Source organism: Xenorhabdus sp. BG5, from assembly GCF_015163665.1.
In the GTDB taxonomy this organism is placed as follows: Bacteria; Pseudomonadota; Gammaproteobacteria; order Enterobacterales; family Enterobacteriaceae; genus Xenorhabdus.
The window spans coordinates 25,471-45,043 of the sequence record NZ_JADEUG010000008.1 but is presented as its reverse complement, the minus strand read 5'-3'; the positions used below and the strand labels follow the sequence as shown (position 1 = coordinate 45,043).

17 protein-coding genes and 1 pseudogene are annotated in these 19,573 nt (G+C 45.7%); 15 read left to right on the top strand and 3 right to left on the bottom strand.

Going from position 1 to position 19,573, the window contains the following annotated elements; translation table 11 throughout:
- The first annotated feature begins 174 nt into the window (after positions 1–174).
- Positions 175–702 (top strand): GTPase, encoded by a 528-nt coding sequence (locus IQ209_RS06320; RefSeq protein WP_193850029.1) that lies wholly within the window; start codon positions 175–177, stop codon positions 700–702.
- 128 nt (positions 703–830) lie between these two features.
- Here the strand turns inward: IQ209_RS06320 and IQ209_RS06315 are convergent.
- From IQ209_RS06315 to IQ209_RS06305, 3 genes and pseudogenes are all read right to left on the bottom strand, one after another.
- Positions 831–974: pseudogene (locus IQ209_RS06315) on the bottom strand (IS1 family transposase); the annotation flags it as partial.
- A gap of 316 nt (positions 975–1,290) precedes the next feature.
- Entirely contained in the window at positions 1,291–2,040 is a 750-nt protein-coding gene (locus tag IQ209_RS06310) for an FCD domain-containing protein (protein ID WP_193850027.1), read from the bottom strand.
- 120 nt (positions 2,041–2,160) lie between these two features.
- Entirely contained in the window at positions 2,161–3,153 is a 993-nt protein-coding gene (locus IQ209_RS06305) for a TRAP transporter substrate-binding protein (protein ID WP_193850025.1), read from the bottom strand.
- A gap of 261 nt (positions 3,154–3,414) precedes the next feature.
- Between IQ209_RS06305 and IQ209_RS06300 the strand changes: the two genes are divergently transcribed.
- The 14 genes from IQ209_RS06300 to IQ209_RS06235 all read left to right on the top strand — a co-directional run bounded on the left by IQ209_RS06300 (position 3,415) and on the right by IQ209_RS06235 (position 19,354).
- On the top strand, positions 3,415–3,921 hold the full coding sequence (locus IQ209_RS06300; RefSeq protein WP_193850022.1) for a TRAP transporter small permease: 507 nt from the start codon (positions 3,415–3,417) through the stop codon (positions 3,919–3,921).
- A gap of 24 nt (positions 3,922–3,945) precedes the next feature.
- Positions 3,946–5,244: a TRAP transporter large permease gene (locus IQ209_RS06295; protein ID WP_193850020.1), complete on the top strand. Its 1,299-nt coding sequence runs from the start codon at positions 3,946–3,948 to the stop codon at positions 5,242–5,244.
- Between the two features lie 14 nt (positions 5,245–5,258).
- Entirely contained in the window at positions 5,259–6,443 is a 1,185-nt protein-coding gene (gene uxuA / locus IQ209_RS06290; RefSeq protein WP_193850019.1) for a mannonate dehydratase, read from the top strand.
- A gap of 66 nt (positions 6,444–6,509) precedes the next feature.
- Positions 6,510–7,973, top strand: coding sequence for a fructuronate reductase (locus tag IQ209_RS06285; RefSeq protein ID WP_193850017.1), 1,464 nt, complete (start codon positions 6,510–6,512; stop codon positions 7,971–7,973).
- A 17-nt stretch (positions 7,974–7,990) separates the two neighbouring features.
- The gene (gene uxaC, locus IQ209_RS06280; RefSeq protein WP_193850015.1) at positions 7,991–9,424 is read left to right on the top strand and encodes a glucuronate isomerase; all 1,434 of its coding nucleotides are present in this window, start codon (positions 7,991–7,993) and stop codon (positions 9,422–9,424) included.
- Between the two features lie 3 nt (positions 9,425–9,427).
- Positions 9,428–10,438, top strand: a complete 1,011-nt coding sequence (locus IQ209_RS06275) for a sugar kinase (RefSeq protein ID WP_193850013.1) — start codon at positions 9,428–9,430, stop codon at positions 10,436–10,438.
- Positions 10,404–11,036 (top strand): bifunctional 4-hydroxy-2-oxoglutarate aldolase/2-dehydro-3-deoxy-phosphogluconate aldolase, encoded by a 633-nt coding sequence (locus tag IQ209_RS06270; RefSeq protein WP_193850132.1) that lies wholly within the window; start codon positions 10,404–10,406, stop codon positions 11,034–11,036. The genes IQ209_RS06275 and IQ209_RS06270 overlap by 35 nt, the downstream gene beginning before the upstream one ends.
- Positions 11,037–11,224: 188 nt before the next feature.
- Entirely contained in the window at positions 11,225–12,013 is a 789-nt protein-coding gene (locus tag IQ209_RS06265) for an SDR family oxidoreductase (RefSeq protein ID WP_193850011.1), read from the top strand.
- Between the two features lie 38 nt (positions 12,014–12,051).
- A complete protein-coding gene (locus IQ209_RS06260; RefSeq protein ID WP_193850009.1) occupies positions 12,052–13,296 on the top strand; it encodes a styrene monooxygenase/indole monooxygenase family protein in 1,245 nt (414 codons plus the stop codon).
- Between the two features lie 14 nt (positions 13,297–13,310).
- On the top strand, positions 13,311–13,859 hold the full coding sequence (locus IQ209_RS06255) for a flavin reductase family protein (protein WP_193850007.1): 549 nt from the start codon (positions 13,311–13,313) through the stop codon (positions 13,857–13,859).
- Between the two features lie 40 nt (positions 13,860–13,899).
- Positions 13,900–14,700: a cyclase family protein gene (locus tag IQ209_RS06250; RefSeq protein WP_193850005.1), complete on the top strand. Its 801-nt coding sequence runs from the start codon at positions 13,900–13,902 to the stop codon at positions 14,698–14,700.
- Positions 14,697–16,307 (top strand): NAD(P)/FAD-dependent oxidoreductase, encoded by a 1,611-nt coding sequence (locus IQ209_RS06245; protein ID WP_228005746.1) that lies wholly within the window; start codon positions 14,697–14,699, stop codon positions 16,305–16,307. Before IQ209_RS06250 ends, IQ209_RS06245 begins: the two co-directional genes overlap by 4 nt.
- Positions 16,308–16,357: 50 nt before the next feature.
- On the top strand, positions 16,358–17,263 hold the full coding sequence (locus IQ209_RS06240; protein ID WP_193850003.1) for a transporter: 906 nt from the start codon (positions 16,358–16,360) through the stop codon (positions 17,261–17,263).
- Between the two features lie 363 nt (positions 17,264–17,626).
- Entirely contained in the window at positions 17,627–19,354 is a 1,728-nt protein-coding gene (locus IQ209_RS06235; protein ID WP_193850001.1) for an ABC-F family ATP-binding cassette domain-containing protein, read from the top strand.
- Positions 19,355–19,573: the final 219 nt, after the last annotated feature.

Genomic DNA, 19,573 nt, shown 5'->3' with positions numbered 1-19,573 from the left:
TAATAAATAAAAATTCAATATCGTAGGACACTTCTTTTAATTCTCGCAGCGCGAGAAGTAAGTGATATTCATAAATATCAGTGTCTCACTATGATGAAAAGGTATATATTTGAACTTAAAGTATTATGAAATTTTTCTTAGAACTTTGACCACCTATACCATTATAAGGATGTCATGAAACTTTCAGATTTAGGAAATAGAATTTGCATTATGGGGCCATCAAATAGCGGTAAGTCCACACTTGCTAATGCAATTTCAAGGAAGTGTAACTTGAAGGTAATTCATCTGGATCAGCTTTTTCATTTACCCAATACAAACTGGCAGGAACGTTCCGTAGATGAATTCATCTCATTACATGATATGGCAATAAAGGAAGATAACTGGGTTATAGATGGGAATTATAGAAAATGTCTATCACAACGCCTATTCAGGGCAACTGGAGTGATCTTATTAGATGTTTCAACGTCATCAAGCCTGCTACGTTATGTAAACAGAACATTATTTCAACGCAAGCGCTATGGTGGTCTGGAAGGTAGTAGAGATAGTATCAAATGGAAAATGATCCATCATATTTCTGTTGTTACCCCCAACAGCAGAAAATACTATGCGGGTTTGTTTGAACAATTAACCATACCCAAAATCAAACTGACATCTATTAAAGAAATTAAGGATCAATTTGATAAATGGGAACTTACTAGGTAGTTACTTGTGTAAATTATTTTCATAATATATCAATATCATAAAAGAATATATTTTCGGATTCACATATTAAGCGCAACACTATAATTATTCATGGCAAGATCAACAAATTGTTCTTTTATGTCCGCCTAGCATGCTCTGTAGGCGTACTCAAGTTGAAACGTGCGTTTGCAGGATAAGCATCGGTAACGTTAGTGACCCGCATCGCCTTTGCCGTGTTTTTTAATAAATTCCGTTTGCTGACAAAATCGACACTTTACTTCAACCGTTGCCATTTTATTCCCCCCCGAAAAAATAACGACTATACGCATTAAACTTCAAGCTGCAATTTACAACACGCTATGAAACCTGATTTCTCCCCGCGAAGCGGGGAGAAATTACATGCATCTTGAAGTGAGATTGGTATATACATAATCAGCAACGGATTGAATACGTGACCGGATAAGTTTTTTCCTTCCTTATAATACTGAAAGTCATTAGCCAATGTTTTTATTTATTCTTGGTTTTTGTTTATGTCATGAAAAGCGAGATCAGACTGATGAGTGAGTTTTTGGGAGCTGCAAATAGCCGCAACTCCCAAATCCCCAAAACTCACTTCCCAATCCCAACCGGATATGACTCAAACAAATATCCGTCAAAATTAGGGTCATCCACATCGGATAATTCCAGTAAACTCTGTTTCACGTTTTCTAAATGTTGCCACATTGTTTGCTTCGCTGCTGCGGGATCTTTTTTGATCATCGCTGCCAAAATTGCCTGATGATCATTCAACCACGCTTTACGGTAATCCGTATTGGTAATTCGGCTATGCAGTTTCATCCACATGGGATTATTTTCACGCCACGCCCAGGATTGTTTAAGCAATTCAACTAACATACTGTTATGTGTTGCCTGCGCGATGGCTAAATGAAACTCCCTGTCACCGGATTCACTTTCCCCCGAAATCAGATCATTTTTCTCTTTTTCTAATGCCTTGCGCATATTGGCAATATCGGCGGGAGTCACCTGGCGCGCTGCAAACTCAGCGATATTACTTTCCAATAATTGGCGCGCTTGTAACAGCTCAAAAGGCCCTGCGGCATTGATGGTGGTATCGCTTGAATAGGAGCGTGGCAGTTGGATGAGATAAATACCTGAGCTTTTGCGTACTTCAATGAGATTTTCCAATTCCAGTACAATCAACGCTTCACGAACAAGCGTGCGCGAAACGCTGAATTTTTCTGCAATTTCTCGTTCTGTCGGGAGACGATCACCGGGAGAATAATCCATCTCTATAATCATCTGACGTAATGATTGGGCTACTTCGTGATAGGGACGCCTGGAGTCTGCAAAGTTCATCATTTAATGCCGCCGTAAGGTCATATACTTAAATGGATCGACTAAAAATGATGTTATTCTAAGACATCAATGCCAGAAATATAACCACCTATTCTTGTTACAATAGGTGGTTTTGAGAGAAAATTATTCTATCTTACGCACCCGATTTACCATTTCGAATAATGCCGGTTGGGTTTTAGCGATATCGTCATACATGGGTTTAACCGCGTTCTGAAAGAGAGTTTTATCCACGGTAATAAATTCAACCCCTTGTTTTTCTGCTTTAGCACGCTCTTCCTTTTCTGATTGTTCCCACAGTTGAATCATGTATTTTGAGGAGTTCAGCGCTGCTTTTTTCACAATATCTTGCTGTTCAGTGGTTAATTTATTCAACGATTTGTACGATATTAACAGGACATCAGGGATCATCGCATGTTCATCCAGCGAAAAGAATTTCGCCACTTCATTATGGCGGCTTAGCATAAAAGAAGTAATGTTGTTCTCCGCTGCATCCACAACCCCTTGTTGCAATGCGGTATAGAGTTCACCGTAAGCGAGTGGCGTTGGATTTCCTCCCAACCCTTTTACCATCGCAATGGCAGTTGGGCTGGGTTGTACGCGAATTTTCAAACCTTTTAGATCCTCAGGTGTTCTAATCGGTTTTTTCGCATAAAAACTACGTGCCCCAGCATCATAGTAAGTGAGGCCAATGAACCCCATGCTTTGGCTTGAATCGAGGATTTCTTTACCGATATCGCTATTAATGACGTGTTGATAGTGCGCTTTATCGCGGAATAAATAGGGCAGGTTAAAAATAGAATAAGCGGGAGAAAAGGCTTCTAATTCTGCCGCATTTGATTTAGCAATATCCAGAGCACCGTTTTGCATCAATTCGATGGATTCACGTTGGTTGCCCAATTGAGAATCAGAATAGATGCGAATACGAACTTCTCCGTTGGTTTTTTCTTTCACTTCGTTAGCGAACTCAGTCATGGCCTTATGGACAGCATGGTCTCGGTTCTGGTTATGGCTGAGTTTCAGTGTTGTCACAGCGAAGGCCTGGGATGTTCCCAACATAAACATGATACCAGCCGCTATGCTTGCTATACCTAAAACTTGTCGTTTGTTGTTCTGCATGTTTGGTTCTCCAGAGGTGGGAGGCGGTTGTTGTTATTTTCTGTGGGCAAACAATAATCAGAACTCACTTATTGGGCAAAGGGTAAAATCCAATTGGTCGATCTGACTCGCAAAAAATGGTGTTATTGGTTGACCTTTTGGGTTTGTGATCTATCTCACTCTCTTTTAGGGCGTTATTTCAAGGTTTTTAGTGCGATCAGTATAGATTCTCATTTCTGTGTGAGCTTTAATTGGTAAACCAAAATGACGGGGATCAGATAAATGAAAAACCTTGTAGCGATGACCAATAAAAGTTTGGCATTTTTTACCATCTGCTTGCTGGCCTTTCTGGTTTTATGCGTGTCATGGCAGGTCATTTCACGTTATGTCTTAGGTGCACCGAGTACCGAGACAGATGAATTAGCACGTTATCTGTTTATGTGGGTCGCAATGATTGGCGCTGCTTATACCACAGGCCAGCACCGTCATCTTGCTATCGATCTGCTGATGATGAAATTAACCGGAGTAAAGAAAAGTATTATCGGCTTGATTATTCAGGCAGCCATTATTTTATTTTCTGCCATTGTGCTGCTTTATGGTGGCAGCCTGCTTGTTACATCGACACTGGAAAATGGTCAAATCACACCTGTATTAGGCTGTAAGATGGGATACATCTATTTATGTTTGCCGATTAGCGGAATATTGATGATTTTCTATGCGCTCGTTGATGTGCTTTCGATTATTCAGCATTTTTCTGGTCAACCACCCGTTGTGTCTGAGAATCATTAACTTGTGGAGATAAGAGGTCAGAGTATGGATTGGTATATCATTGCCGCACTCTTTGGCACATTTGCAATATTACTGGCATTGAGTGTCCCCGTTTCTTTTGCTATCGGCTTATCTTCGTTAGTCGCTATTACGATGACATTGCCGCTGGAATCTGCGATCACGGTTGTTGCACAACGCATGGCTGCGGGAGTCGATAACTTCTCTCTATTGGCGATCCCGTTCTTTATCCTGGCCGGAAATATTATGAACCAAGGCGGGATAGCTGCCCGTTTGATCAATCTGGCCAAAATGATTGGCGGCCGTTTGCCGGGATCACTAATGCACGTCAATATTATGGCGAACATGCTGTTTGGGGCAATTTCAGGATCGGCTGTGGCCTCCGCTGCGGCGGTCGGGGGAACAATGGCACCGATGCAGCGAAAAGAAGGATACGATCCTAACTTATCTGCTGCTGTGAACATCGCTTCTTGTCCTTCTGGTTTGCTGATCCCACCCAGCAATACCTTGATTGTGTACTCGTTGGTTTCAGGAGGAACATCTATTGCTGCTTTGTTCTTAGCGGGTTATATCCCTGGCATTATTATGGGCATTTCACTCATGATTGTGTCTGCCATTATTGCCAAGAGGAAGCGCTATCCTGTTGCACCTCGACCAACGTGGCGCGCATTTTTTGCTACAGCGTGGCAAGCGATACCGTCATTAATGCTCATTGTGGTCATTATGGGCGGTATTATTGCGGGGATCTTCACGGCGACAGAAGCCTCAGCCATTGCCGTGCTCTACAGTTTTATTCTTGCAGTGGTGATTTATCGTGAAGTGAGTCTCAAACAGCTGCCCAAAATTATTCTTGATTCAGCCGTTACCACATCTATTGTTTTGCTGCTGATTGGTGTATCAATGGGGATGTCCTGGGCGATGGCCAATGCTGATCTGCCCTATCTAATTGCCGATGCGTTGATGACGGTTTCTGATAATCCACTGACCATCTTGCTAGTCATTAATATCATCCTGCTGATAGTGGGGATCTTTATGGATATGACACCTGCCGTTTTGATCTTCACGCCGATTTTCTTACCTGTTGCGACGAGCATGGGTATCGATCCTGTGCATTTTGGCATCATCATGACATTCAATCTGGCGATTGGAATTTGTACTCCCCCTGTAGGCAGCGCGTTATTTGTGGGTTGCTCTGTGGGGGAGGTGAGTATCGATAAGGTACTGAAACCGCTGTTGCCGATGTACATTGCGCTGATTTCGGCGTTAGCGCTGGTGACATACCTGCCACAACTAAGTTTGTGGTTACCTGAATTAGTCTTGAGTTAGTTATAGGGGGAGTTATGAAGCAAACCTGGCGTTGGTATGGCCCGGAAGATCCTGTTTCATTAGCGGATATCCGTCAGGCGGGAGCAACGGGGATTGTGACGGCGTTGCACCATATTCCCAATGGCGAAATCTGGCCTGTCGAAGAGATAGCGCAACGTAAGGCACTGATTGAAGCCAATCAACTTGAGTGGACAGTGGTAGAAAGTGTTCCCATCCATGAAGATATCAAAACGCACATAGGGAAGTACGATCGATGGATCGAAAACTATCAACAAACTTTGCGTAACCTCGCTGCCTGCGGGATCAAAACAGTATGCTACAACTTTATGCCAGTTCTGGATTGGACGCGCACTGATCTCGACTATGAATTACCTGATGGCTCAAAAGCGCTGCGCTTTGATCAAATTGCATTCGCTGTTTTTGATATCCACATCTTGCAACGTTGTGGTGCAGAAGAAGATTATTCCGAAGAGGAAATTGTACAAGCACAATCACGCTTCGCTGCAATGACAGAAAAAGAAAAACAACAATTGACAGACACGATTATTGCTGGCCTTCCTGGCGCTGAGGAAGGCTATAGCTTGGAACAATTTCGCCAACACCTGAAACGTTATGCCAGCATTGATAAGACCAAATTGCGTGAGCACTTTGCTTATTTCTTGCAAAAGATCATTCCGGTTGCGGAAGGACTCGACATCAAAATGGCGGTTCATCCTGATGATCCACCGCGTGAGATCTTAGGCCTACCACGTATTGTTTCTACGATAGAGGATATGCGTTGGATAGCAGAAACTATGGACAGCGATGCCAATGGCTATACGATGTGCACCGGATCTTACGGTGTGCGGGCGGATAATGATTTGGTAAAGATGATCAAATTATTTGGCTCCCGTATCTATTTCCTCCACTTGCGCTCAACCGTGCGTGAAGAAAATCCATCCACGTTCCATGAAGCGGCACATCTTGCGGGTGATGTGGATATGTATGAAGTGATCAAAGCGGTTGCGGAAGAAGAACATCGTCGGTTGGCGGCGGGTGAAAATCACCTGATTCCCATGCGGCCTGATCATGGTCATCAAATACTGGATGATTTGAAAAAGAAAACGAACCCCGGCTATTCGGCAATCGGCCGCCTGAAAGGGCTGGCTGAAATTCGTGGCCTTGAGTTGGGTATCCATCGCGCATTTTACCAAAAATAATTTCTGAGCTAACCCTACATGGTGGTGGATGAATATCACTCACTACCGCTTATTGGTGAGTCCATTATGGAAAAAAATCTTGTCAATGCGATAACTTCTGTCCCATACCCTGGCTGGACAACCGAACGTCTGACTTCCCGTATGGTGCATTTAGGCTGCGGTGCATTTCATCGGGCGCATCAGGCGCTTTATACACATTATGTATTAGAACAGACAGACAGTGATTGGGGATTTTGTGAAGTTAATTTGATGCTAAATGATGCTTCACTGATTGAAAATCTGAAAAAACAATCTATGCGCTATACCGTTGCAGAAAAAGGGCAGGAAGAAATCAGATTAAAAATTATTGGTTCGATGAAAGAAGGTATGCACCCATTAATTGATGGCGTTCAGGCGATTATCGAAAAAATGGCTGATCCTGATGTCGCCATCATCTCTTTGACCATCACGGAAAAAGGATACTGTACCGATGCTGCGACAGGGCGGTTAGATCCAAATAATGAGTTGATTATTAAAGATATTTCCAATCCCGCGGTGCCAAGATCAGCTATCGGCTATATCACGGCGGCGCTAAGATTGCGTTTTGAACGAAGCCTACCCGCTGTGACGATTTTGTCGTGTGATAACGTGCGGGAAAATGGACATGTTGCCCGTGAGGCCGTATTGGGTCTGGCGCGTTTACAGGACGAAAAATTGGCACAATGGATAGAAAGCCAGGTGACATTCCCTTGCACGATGGTGGATCGCATTGTGCCGGCCGCCACGCCAGAAACGTTAACCGAAATTGCCCAGCGGCTGGGCGTTGCCGATCCTTGTGCCATTGCTTGCGAACCTTTCCGTCAATGGGTGATTGAAGATAACTTTGTCAATGGGCGCCCAAATTGGGATCTGGCCGGTGCACAATTTGTGGCCGATGTGATGCCATTTGAAATGATGAAATTGCGTATGTTAAATGGCGCTCATTCATTTCTGGCCTATCTGGGTTATTTGGGCGGCTATGCGCATATCTCCGATACCATGACAAATGCCGATTATCGTCGGGCAGTGTATGCACTGATGCTGAATGAACAAGCCCCAACGCTATCGATGCCAGAAGATATCGACCTGATGGCCTATGCGGATAAATTGATCGAGCGGTTCACTAATCCAGCGTTAAAACACCAGACCTGGCAAATTGCGATGGATGGAAGCCAGAAATTGCCCCAGCGCCTGATTGATTCTATTGAATGGCATCTTTTGCGGGGAAGTGATTATCGCCATTTAGCGCTCGGTGTAGCGGGTTGGATGCGTTATATCAGTGGCGTGGATGAGCAAGGCCAACCCATTGATGTGCGTGATCCATTAAAAGAGACCTTTACGGCGATTTTTGCCAAATATGGTCAATCTGTTGCTGTGGTGGAAGGGCTACTGGCAATTGAATCGATCTTCGGTAAGAAATTGGCAAAAAACCGTGAATTTGTCGATAACGTCACCAAAGCCTACCAGAACTTACTCAATGTTGGCGCTCGCCAAGCGGTTGCCGCCCTTTGACCATAGAGGAAAACCTCATGAAAACCTTTATGTGTGAAGATTTCCTGTTAAATAATGACGTTGCTCGCCGCTTGTATCATGATTACGCGGCGTTGATGCCTGTTTATGACTATCACTGTCATCTCAATCCCAAAGAGATTGCGCAAAACCGCCGTTTCCACAATCTTGGTCAAATTTGGCTGGAGGGCGATCATTATAAATGGCGCGCGATGCGTGCGGCAGGGATTGAAGAGACGCTGATTACCGGTGCTGAAAGCAGTGATTATGAAAAATACCTCGCATGGGCGAAAACGGTTCCTCTGACGATAGGCAATCCACTTTATCACTGGACTCATCTGGAATTGCGGCGCCCCTTTGGCATTAGCGGAAAATTATTTGCGCCGGATACCGCAAAGGCTATCTGGCATGAGGTGAACGAGAAACTCTCTCAAGATGAATTTTCTGCCCGTGGCATTATGCAGCAAATGCAGGTACGCATGGCAGGAACAACGGATGATCCCATTGATTCTCTCGAATACCATCAACAGATCGCCAAAGATAAAGATTTTAGCATCGAAGTATTACCCAGCTGGCGCCCGGATAAGGTCTTCAAAATTGAGTTATCGGGTTTTTGTGACTATCTAAAACGTTTAGAAGAAGTCGCAGATGTCGCTATCGGGCGTTTTGCTGATTTATTGCAGGCATTAGAGTGCCGACTTGAACACTTTCAGGCTCACGGTTGTGTGGCATCGGATCATGGTATTGAACAGTTGCGTTATGCGCCGATACCTGACGAAAAAGTGTTAGACAGCATTTTGCAAAAGCGCAGACAAGGGCAATTGCTCCGTGAATTAGAAATAGCACAATTTACGACAGCGCTACTGGTTTGGTTAGGTAAACAGTACGCAAAACGTGGCTGGGTCATGCAACTGCATATTGGCGCCTTGCGTAATAACAACACGCGTATGTTTAATCGGCTAGGGCCAGACAGCGGCTTTGATTCCATTGGGGATAATCCTATCGCTTACCCACTATCTCGCTTGCTGGATGAGATGGATAAAACAGATGAATTACCGAAGACCATTCTCTATTGCTTAAATCCCCGTGATAACGAAGTGATCGCAACGATGACTGGCAATTTTCAGGGTGGGAGTCAGGGCGATAAAAGTATTAGGGGGAAGATCCAATTTGGATCGGGCTGGTGGTTTAACGATCAAAAAGACGGTATGCAGCGTCAATTAGAGCAACTCTCCCAATTAGGATTATTAAGCCAGTTTGTCGGTATGCTGACAGATTCACGCAGTTTCTTATCTTATACCCGTCATGAATATTTTCGGCGCATTCTCTGCAATATGCTGGGGAACGGGGTCGAAAATGGTGAAATTCCCCATGATGAAAAAATGCTGGGGCAGATAGTCCAAGATATCTGCTTCAATAATGCTGAACGTTATTTTCAGGCTGTAAAGGATTAAAGAATGCAGATACGGAAAATTGCCCTGATTGGCGAATGCATGATTGAGCTAAATGGCATCCCATTTGGCACCATGACACAAAGTTATGGCGGTGATGTGCTAAATAGTGCAGTTTATCTGGCTCGCGCTGGCGGCGATACACTTGATGTCCATTTCGTCACGGCGATGGGCACGGATCCCTTGAGCGAAGGTATGATCTCACGCTGGCGGCAAGAGGGTATTAATACTTCGCTAGTATTGCGTGATAACGCCCATCAGCCCGGTTTATACCTGATCCAGCTTGATGAAAAAGGTGAGCGGACGTTTCTTTACTGGCGCAATAACTCGGCGGCGCGTTATCTCTTACACCATCCTGATTATCCCATCTTGCGCCAGCAATTGCAGAATATGGATGTGCTCTATCTCAGTGGGATCAGCCTGGCGATTTTGCCTGAGCATGATCGCCAATTGCTGCTCATTGATTTGAACCAGTTGGCTGCTGAAGGGAAATTGATTTTCTTTGACAGTAATTATCGTCCCGCTTTATGGGAAAACGAAAAACAAGCCCGTGAGTGTTACCAGCAAATGTATGCCATCACTGATATCGCGTTAGTCACTGACGACGATGAAGCACGTCTCTGGGGAGATACATCAATTGAGGAAAGCTTTAACCGCCTGAAAAGTATGGGGGTTAAACAAACCATTATCAAAGCGGGTGAACGGGGCTGTTTTTATCGTGACTTAAGCGGCTGCGATGCCACACAACATATTGAGACTCAACCTGTTACCTCTGTCGTGGATACCACTTCGGCAGGCGATGCATTTAATGCGGGTTTTATCGCGGGGCAGTTAAATGGGAAATCCATTTATGATTCAGCATTAATGGGGCATCAGCTCGCAAGGGTTGTGATCCAGCATAAAGGTGCGATTGTACCGCAGACAGCGACACAAGCGGTTACCGCCCGTTTTTTTAATTCGAACGAAATCGGAGAGAATGAAAATGCAAGAGATGATGGCACGTCTGCGTCAGATTAAAATCGTACCTGTGATAGCCATTGAAGAAGCCAGAGATATCATTCCCCTTGGTCACGCATTAGCAGACAACGGCCTGCCTGTGGCTGAAATCACGTTTCGTACCGAGAGTGCCGCCGAAGCGATTAGCCTGCTAAAAGCTGAACGGCCCGATATGCTGATCGGTGCCGGAACCGTGCTTCATCGTGAACACGTGCGTCAGGCAAAAATGGCGGGGGCAGAGTTTGTCGTCTCACCAGGATTTAACCCAAACACCGTACAGGCGTGCCAGCAACTCGGCATTCCTATCATTCCCGGCGTGAATAATGCCAGTACCATTGAACAAGCGCTGGAATTAGGCACCGATTTTGTCAAATTCTTCCCGGCTGAGCCTTCAGGTGGCATTGCGATGATTAAAGCACTACTTGCACCGTACCCACAGTTGCAAGTCATGCCAACTGGTGGGATCAACGTGAAGAACATTCGCGATTATCTTGCCATCCCACAAATTGTGGCATGTGGTGGTTCCTGGATGGTCAGCCCACAGTTGATTCGAGATAAGGACTGGAAGGAGGTTGGTAGATTGGTGAGGGAAGCGGTGGAGTTGGTGGGCTTGTTGTGAGGGGATATAAGGTATTCTAAATCCCCCGAAGTGTTCTCTTGCCTGCGCTTTTGGGCAGGTAAGATGTCAAATCTGCACTGAATGGATCTTTTCTGCATATAGTGGCTACTTGCATCTCCTTATTCCACGTAATGATACTCCTTCATGATTAATCACCCTGGTGGGCATATGACAAAAGGGGAACCCTTATGCAGGGCTTAAATAATAAAGTCGCTATTGTCACTGGTGGAGCTACCAAAATTGGGGCAACCGTTGCCAGGGTATTGGATGAATATGGGGTTAAGGTCGCGATTTTTGATATTGATCAGGTTGGCGGGAAGAAAGCGGCCAGCCCGCAACCGGAATCCATCCGTTTCTGGCATGTCGATATTACTGACGATAAACAACTTGCTCAGGCAATACATGAGGTTGTTGCTTATTATCACCGTCTGGACTACCTCATCAACCTTGCAGCGACTTATCTGGATGAGGGTGCCGATTCCAGCCGTGAAACATGGCTGACCGCCTTGAATATCAACGTGATCAGTGCCGTCAGAGTCGCCCAATTTGTCCGGCCTTATCTCATTGCAGCGGGAGGCGGCGCTATTGTTAACTTCACCAGCATTTCTTCCTCAATTGCCCAGACAGGCCGCTGGTTATACCCCGCCTCAAAAGCCGCGTTACTGCAAATCACCCGTAGCATGGCAATGGATTATGCCGCTGACCACATCCGCGTTAATTCTGTTTCACCAGGGTGGACTTGGTCACGGGTTATGGATGAGTTGACCCAGGGGAAGCGACAGAAAGCCGATAACGTTGCCGCAGATTATCACCTGCTTGGTCGTGTCGGTAACCCCGAAGAAATTGCGCAGGTCGTGGCATTTCTCCTGTCAGATTTGGCGAGTTTTGTAACCGGTGCGGATTATGCCGTTGATGGTGGTTATTCAGCAATGGGACCAGAACAGGCGAAACCCGCTATTCCGCGGTTGGCGGAATAGGTTCAGTTCCGGCATCCAAAACAAAAGAGGAAAATACTATGCGTCGTATCGCTATCGTTGGGGGTGGCCAGGCTGGACTGCCTCTGGCCCTTGGTCTGCTTGACAAGGGCTATCAGGTCACGGTCGTCACCAACCGCACGCCTGATGAAGTTCGCAATGGTCGGGTTCTGTCGAGTCAGTGCATGTTTGATGCTTCTTTGCAATTTGAACGTGATTTGGGATTGAATCAGTGGGAAACGCAATGCCCGCCCGTTGAAGGAATCGGTTTCACCGTGCCACATCCCGAAATTCCCCATGACAAGGCCATTGGATGGGGTGCACGGCTCGACAAATATGCGCAAGCTGTCGATCAACGTATCAAGATGCCATTTTGGCTGGAACTATTTGCTTCTCGTGGCGGTAATCTGGAAATTAGCGATGTGGGGGTTGCCGAACTGGAACGCCTGGCTGCCAGCCATGAACTGGTCATTCTGGCAGGAGGCAAAGGGGAGATTGTAAAATTGCTGGAACGCGATGGTTCACGCTCGCCCTATGAGACACCACGGCGCGCACTGGCATTGACCTATGTGAATGGTATGCTGCCAACGCCTGAATATTCCCGTGTGTCTTTTAACCTGATCCCAGGTGTGGGGGAATATTTCGTTTTTCCTGCCCTGACACTCAATGGCCCCTGCAACATCATGGTCTTTGAGGGTATTCCGGGTGGCGCAATGGATGGCTGGCAAGAGGCCAGAACACCGCTGGAACATCTGGCCTATAGCAAGCAGATCCTCAAAACTTTCCTGCCGTGGGAGTCTGAACGTTGTGAGCATGTAGAGCTGACCGATGAAAATGGCATTCTGGCGGGACGTTTTGCGCCAGTAGTGCGTAAGCCCGTGCTGACTTTACCTTCTGGCCGTCAGGTTTTTGGGCTGGGGGATGCCGTGGTCACCAATGATCCGCTGACCGGACAAGGCTCGAATAATGCAACAAAAGCCTGCAAAGTCTATTACGAAGCCATTCTTGCCCATGGCGACAAACCTTTTACGGCTGAATGGATGAACAACACGTTTGAACAATTCTGGCAATATGGTCATTACGTTGTGGAATGGACAAACAGCCTTCTTATCCCACCAAAGCCACACGTTCTGGAATTATTAGCGGCAGCCCAACGTTTACCGGCACTCGCCAGCACAATTGCCAATGCGTTCAACCATCCTCCGGTACTGTTCCCGTGGTGGGAAGATGCCGATGCTTGTGAAGAATACATCCATTCACAACTGATTGAAGAAATTCGGGCATAAACGGGGAAATAAATATGAGCATAACTTCCCTGAATAACCAAATGCCGCTGTTTGATGGTGAATGGGGTGCAACGGAATTTGAAACGAGAGATTTGCGCACGCTTTTTGGGAAGTATCCGACAGGCGTTGCCATTGTTGCGACTCGCACTGCCGAGGGACGTAATGTGGGGTTGACCATCAATTCATTTGCTTCACTTTCACTGGAGCCGCCTTTGGTGCTCTGGAGTTTGGTCAATCATTCACCTAATCTGTCCGTGTTCCGTGATTGCGAATATTTCACCATCAGTATCCTGAGTTGTGATCATCAGGAACTGGCCCTGCATTTTGCCAGTTCGCGGGTAGAAAATAAATTTCAGGGTATTTTGGTGCAGGAAACCCCCGAAGGTATCCCTTCGATTGGCGGAGCGATAGCGACACTGGTGTGTGCCAATCACCAGCAAACGCATCTTGGCGATCACTTGCTGGTAATCGGTGAGGTCAAACGCATTGCCAGTATCGAAGGTAAGCCATTGGTTTTTCACGGCGGTATGTTCACCGGTCTGCATGATATTCACGGAATATAAAAAATGATTCTGTTGGAAAACATTCAGGAGAGCATGATTAATGAATAGTCCGTTAAATGCGTTTGTCACGGCGTTAAATCAAGGCAGTGTGAAAATCATCGACCTTACACAAACATTGACGCCGGATTTTCCGACCTTGCAGTTGCCTGAACAATTTGGACAAGTTTGGGCCTTCAATGTGGAACGCATTTCTCACTATGACGAGAATGGCCCAGGTTGGTACTGGAACAATTTTAGTTGTGGTGAGCATACCGGTACGCATTTTGATGCGCCAATACATTGGATCAGCGGTAAAGATCAGCCGGATAACAGTGTCGATACCATTCCCTTGCATAATTTTGTTGCGCCTGCCGTGGTGGTGGATGCCAGCCAGCAGGTGGCACAAGATCCAGACTGGATATTGACGGTTGCGTTTTTACAATCCTGGGAGGAGCAGTATGGTCATATTCCCGCCGGAGCATGGTTGTTGTTCAGGACAGATTGGTCGAAATGGACGGACGATCCGGTACGTTTTCTCAACCTGCATGATGATGGTGCCCACACACCCGGACCCAGTCAGGAAGCGGTGGAATGGTTGATCCACGAGCGGGATATTCGAGGGTTCGGGGTAGAAACCATTAATACGGATGCGGGGCAATCGTATGCCTGGCCAGTGGCGTATCCCTGCCACATGTTAATGCACGGGGCGAATAAATATGGCTTGCAGTGCCTGAAAAATCTCGATTTGTTGCCTCCCACAGGGGCGGTCATTATTGCGGCTCCCCTCAAAATTGGCGGCGGTTCGGGAAGCCCGTTGCGCGTTCTGGCATTGGTTGAATCTTTCTCTGGAGCGATATCATGACAGATTCCAGGCCACAAGTGATCGTTGTCGGCAGTGGCATCAACTCGTTGGTATGTGCCGCTTTGTTGGCAACGTGGGGTAAATCGGTCTTGGTACTGGAACGCAATGCCGTACCTGGTGGCTGTATTCGCACGGAAGAACTTTTTTCCGGTTATACCCATGATGTGCTCTCTTGTTGGTATCCATTGTTTTTAGGTAGCCCAGCCTATCAGGAACTCAAGCCTGAATTGGAGAGGGCAGGTTTGGAATTTCTGCACAGCGATTATTCAACGGGGTGGGTACAACCTAATGGCAAGGGAATTGCCTTAAAGCACGATATTCTGGCCTCAGCTTTGCGGCTTGATGAAATCGCCGCAGGTGACGGAGAGACATTACGTCGTATGGCACAGCAAATCTTCCATGATGATGCGGCACTGATCTTTGGCTTATTAGGGCAAAATCCCTATGGTTGCGGGATACTCAAATTATTGTTCTCTGAATGGCGCAAACGCGGCCTGGATGGATTGGCTGGGTTTGTCGGCAGTTCACTGGAAACTTTCCGGCGCTGGGCTGAACGTGAATTACAATCTGATTTTAGCCGCGCTCTGCTGGCACCGTGGGTATTGCATACGGGATTAGGACCGGATGATGCCAGCTCCGCCTTGATAGGTAAGCTTACTTTTGCTGCCGTGGTTGCTGGCGGGATGCCGGTGGTAAAAGGTGGCAGTATGCGCATGGTAGAAGCGTTAACAGGGATCATTAAGCAACACGGCGGCCAGCTTATTACCCATGCCCAAGTTGACCGTATCATCACCCAAGGGCAGGGAAAAAAACGTCGTGCTTCTGGTGTGATGGTTGCGGGGCAGGTTTATCACGCCAGCGAGGCGATAGTCTGCAATGTAACCCCCCAACAGCTTTATGGTCACTTGCTGGATAGGGTTCCCGATACTCTCTTGCAACAAGCACGCAACTATCGTTATGGGCGCGGGGGAATGCAGGTTCATTTTGCCTTGAACGCCCCACCGCCGTGGTGTGAGCCTGAATTGTGCCATGTGCCACTGGTTCATTTAACGGAGAGTATGGAACAAGTTTGTTTATCCGTGACACAGGCTAATAATGGTTATCTGCCCAGCCATCCGACACTGGCGATAGGGCAGCCGACCGCCCTTGATCCTTCCCGTGCGCCAAAAGGCGGTTGGATTTTGTGGATTCAAATGCAGGAATTGCCCACGCAGCTAAAAGGCGATGCTTTGGGAGAAATTCCCATTCCTGCCGATGGCAACTGGAATGAAGCTATTAGCGAAGCGGTTGCGGATCGGGTACAGGCCCGTCTGGAAACCGTGATGCCGGGTTTTTCATCCTCAATTGTTGGCCGCAAAGCTTATTCTCCGGCGGACTTACAGGCATTGAACTGTAACTTGTCAGGGGGAGATCCCTACTCAGGCATTTGCTCACCTGATCAATTTTTCTGGCTGCGTCCGTTTGCCCCTGCGCAAGGTGCTAAGGCGCATCAAACTCCAGTCCGTAACGTATTTCATATTGGGGCTTCAACCCATCCAGGTCCCGGATTAAGTGGGACTTCCGGCTATCTTGTCGCCCGCCGACTTGCGCGACGCCGATCAAAATAGCCAATCATTTCATTTTTTATCAATTCATCTCTTACAGAGAGGAGGATTATATGACGTCAAAATTCAGACGGCTCTTTTATGCAGTGGTTTTATCACTGCTAGGTTTTTTAGCTGTGGTAAGTCATTCCGCTATGGCAACAGAAGGTGGTGTTGGCGCCTATCCCGATGGACTGGATAATTACTTGTCCGGTGCTTTACCGCCCGCAGGCATTCATGCCCTGTTTTATGGTGGTAATATTCACTATACCAAGCTTAGGGGCAATCACGGCGATTTGATCCCTGTTCCTGGTTTTAAAGTCAACGTGAACGTCCTTGCCCCTCGATTGGTATGGGTGACCGAGAAGCAAGTTTTTGGTGGCCAGCTGGCTTATCATGCTATCGTGCCATTATTGGATGTCACCGCTGATGCTGCTGGCAAACATGACAACAGCAAAGGGATAGGGGATATCACCGTCGGCCCTGCCTTGGGCTACCATCCCGCGCCTGATTTAGCTTATGTTATTGGCTTGAATGTCAATGTGCCGACAGGTCACTATGACCGCAACGATCTTTCCAGCCTGGGAAAAAACTATTGGACAGCTCAACCCGTCTGGGCGATCAGCTATTTCCCTGTTGACGGCATCAATGCGGATTTAAAAGTGATGTATGATGTCAACTTCCGCAACAAGGACACTAAAACGACCTCCGGCCAGGCACTACATGCAGATTATGCGTTGGGTTGGGGATTTGGCAACGGTTTGGTCGTGGGCGTTGGCGGCTATGCTTTTCAGCAGGTCACGAATGATAGTGGCTCAAACTCCGCACAGGGTAAAGCAAGGGCTGTGGGTTTCGGTCCTTCCATTCGCTATGCCAATGATAAAGGCTGGCTGGTTGCTTTGAAGTGGCAAAAAGATTTTGTCGTCAGTAATCGCCCATCAGGTTCTCAAATTTTCTTAAAAGCGGCCATTCCATTTTGAGGGGGTATTTCTTTATACACTCAATAAATTTCAAGTTGCAATCCGCAAGAAGAGGCGAGGTCTTATATTTCCCCGTGCAGCGGGGAAATATAAGACGCATCTTGAAGTTGGATTGGTATATAGGGAGATGAAATAACGTGGTAATAAATAAAAATAAACACTGCTCATTAATATGAGTAGCGTTTATTTTTATAAGTTAGTTAATCAAGTAAATAATCACATTAAGATACAAAAAAATCGCGTAGTTATACCTTCATTTATTATAATGAAAACTTGACCTAATTTTTCTTTGAAGATATAAGTTTTGACTGAAAATAATCAATATCTTGAGATTAATAAAGGTCTTACGATGGGGACATAAAGATGTCAACGCTGATTCATTGTAATAAAGTTAACTTTAGCATTAATTCAAAGCCGTTATTTAACAATCTCTCCATAACTATTAAAGAAAATGACCAAATTGCTTTGGTTGGTTATAACGGCACGGGAAAAACCCATTTACTTAAGTTACTAGCTGGTATTGAAAAGCCGGATGATGGGGTAATCGAATATGCTAATGGTTTGAGATTGGAGATGGTTTCTCAGTTTATTGATGACGCATTGCTTGAGATGACTTTACTTGAAGCTATTTCCCAAAAAGTAAAACAAATAGATGAATATGGTGATTACAAAGCGGTATCCATGCTTTATGATTTTGGCTTTCAGGATGCTGATTTTACGACAAAAGTTGCTGATCTCAGTGGTGGGCAAAAAACAAAATTGATGTTTGCCATGAGTGCGATTGTCGAACCCGATATTATTTTATTTGACGAACCCAGTAACCATTTGGATGCCAATACCCTGAAATTTTTCGAGGATTTTTTTAATAACAGCCTAAAGAGCGCGTTTATTATCGTTTCCCACGACCGAAACTTTCTGGATAACGTCACCAACCAGACGATTTTCTTGCGTGACCAACAATTGACATCGTTTTCCCTGCCATTCAGCCAGGCATTTATTGCTTTGCAAGAAAAAGATGAAGCGGATGCTTTACGTTTGAAAGCGGAAGAAAAGAACATTCAGCGCATACAGGAAAGTGCCAAGCGTTTGGCATTGTGGGGAAAAATCCACGATAACGAAAAGTTTGCCAGAAAAGCCAAATCGATGGAAAAACGGGCGGAAAAACTCGAAAAAAGTAAAACCAAAATAACCGAAGGGGAAACCTACCGATTAACATTGGATGCCGACTCGATCAAGTCGAAAAATATGCTGCAAATCGGGGAAAAATGGATTGGTTATCATCAGGATGGACAATTTACGCCTTTATTTTCGATTAATGGCGTGTATATCCGGCCGGGCGATAGAATCGCCTTATTAGGTGATAATGGCGTGGGGAAATCCACCTTGATTCACACGCTTGTCGAAGCCTATAACCAGAGCAGAAATATTTTCTCCCCGCAGTGTAATATGGGCTATCTCGATCAGGAGTTGGAAAAAATTCCGCTAAACGAATCGATCTTTGATGCAGTCAGAAATAACACGCCGAATATCGATAATATCACCTGTAAACAGCAACTGATTGCAACAGGCTTTAAATATGCCGATTTTAACCAACGGGTGGGGCGATTAAGTGGCGGCGAACGTTCCCGGTTAATGTTTTTGATCTTGAAATTAAATAAACACAATTTCCTGATCCTCGATGAACCCACAAACCACCTGGATATTTTTGGCAAAATGGAATTGGAGAATGAATTGATTAATAACGAGATGACGATATTAATCACTTCGCATGATAGGGCATTTATTGATAACGTCGCCAATCGTTTTTGGCTGATTAAAAATGGCAAACTGGAAGAAGTCACATCCAGTGAAGGGTATTATCAGTTTCTGAATGAAAAAGTGATCCCTTATCAAAAAGCAGTGGTTAAGGAGCAGGAAAGCACGCTTGATGGGGTGGAAACATTAGCCGATGAGGAAGAGATCCTGCAACGCATTGTGGTGTTGGAGCAAAATCTGGCGCAGGATTTAGCAAGAAAACCGAAGCACCAGAAGCCGAAAAATCAGGAGAGCTGGAGAAAGGAAATTAAGAAGCTTTATGAAATGCTAGGGTGAATTCATATAATTAACAGCGCCCCTAATGTGGGGTGTTTCTCATCAATGTGGTGACTTTTACAATATTTATTGTGTTTTATTGTCATCTTAAAATAAAAAAGACGTTGGGTTGAAAAGTGATCAAATTAGGCAAAAATTGGATTTAATTGGTTAATTAATTTTGTTGGTGAGTATGTAAAATAAACTGACCTTACGAATAACTATACGTATTAAACTTCA

Bases quoted from the DNA above. Each gene is read 5' to 3' on its own strand.
- IQ209_RS06320 (WP_193850029.1), top strand. From the start codon at position 175: ATGAAACTTTCAGATTTAGGAAATAGAATTTGCATTATGGGGCCATCA.
- IQ209_RS06305 (WP_193850025.1), bottom strand. From the start codon at position 3,153: ATGCAGAACAACAAACGACAAGTTTTAGGTATAGCAAGCATAGCGGCT.
- IQ209_RS06300 (WP_193850022.1), top strand. From the start codon at position 3,415: ATGAAAAACCTTGTAGCGATGACCAATAAAAGTTTGGCATTTTTTACC.
- IQ209_RS06240 (WP_193850003.1), top strand. From the start codon at position 16,358: ATGACGTCAAAATTCAGACGGCTCTTTTATGCAGTGGTTTTATCACTG.
- IQ209_RS06250 (WP_193850005.1), top strand. From the start codon at position 13,900: ATGAATAGTCCGTTAAATGCGTTTGTCACGGCGTTAAATCAAGGCAGT.
- IQ209_RS06235 (WP_193850001.1), top strand. From the start codon at position 17,627: ATGTCAACGCTGATTCATTGTAATAAAGTTAACTTTAGCATTAATTCA.
- IQ209_RS06260 (WP_193850009.1), top strand. From the start codon at position 12,052: ATGCGTCGTATCGCTATCGTTGGGGGTGGCCAGGCTGGACTGCCTCTG.
- IQ209_RS06255 (WP_193850007.1), top strand. From the start codon at position 13,311: ATGAGCATAACTTCCCTGAATAACCAAATGCCGCTGTTTGATGGTGAA.
- IQ209_RS06310 (WP_193850027.1), bottom strand. From the start codon at position 2,040: ATGATGAACTTTGCAGACTCCAGGCGTCCCTATCACGAAGTAGCCCAA.
- uxuA (WP_193850019.1), top strand. From the start codon at position 5,259: ATGAAGCAAACCTGGCGTTGGTATGGCCCGGAAGATCCTGTTTCATTA.
- IQ209_RS06265 (WP_193850011.1), top strand. From the start codon at position 11,225: ATGCAGGGCTTAAATAATAAAGTCGCTATTGTCACTGGTGGAGCTACC.
- IQ209_RS06295 (WP_193850020.1), top strand. From the start codon at position 3,946: ATGGATTGGTATATCATTGCCGCACTCTTTGGCACATTTGCAATATTA.
- IQ209_RS06270 (WP_193850132.1), top strand. From the start codon at position 10,404: ATGCAAGAGATGATGGCACGTCTGCGTCAGATTAAAATCGTACCTGTG.
- IQ209_RS06275 (WP_193850013.1), top strand. From the start codon at position 9,428: ATGCAGATACGGAAAATTGCCCTGATTGGCGAATGCATGATTGAGCTA.
- IQ209_RS06285 (WP_193850017.1), top strand. From the start codon at position 6,510: ATGGAAAAAAATCTTGTCAATGCGATAACTTCTGTCCCATACCCTGGC.
- uxaC (WP_193850015.1), top strand. From the start codon at position 7,991: ATGAAAACCTTTATGTGTGAAGATTTCCTGTTAAATAATGACGTTGCT.
- IQ209_RS06245 (WP_228005746.1), top strand. From the start codon at position 14,697: ATGACAGATTCCAGGCCACAAGTGATCGTTGTCGGCAGTGGCATCAAC.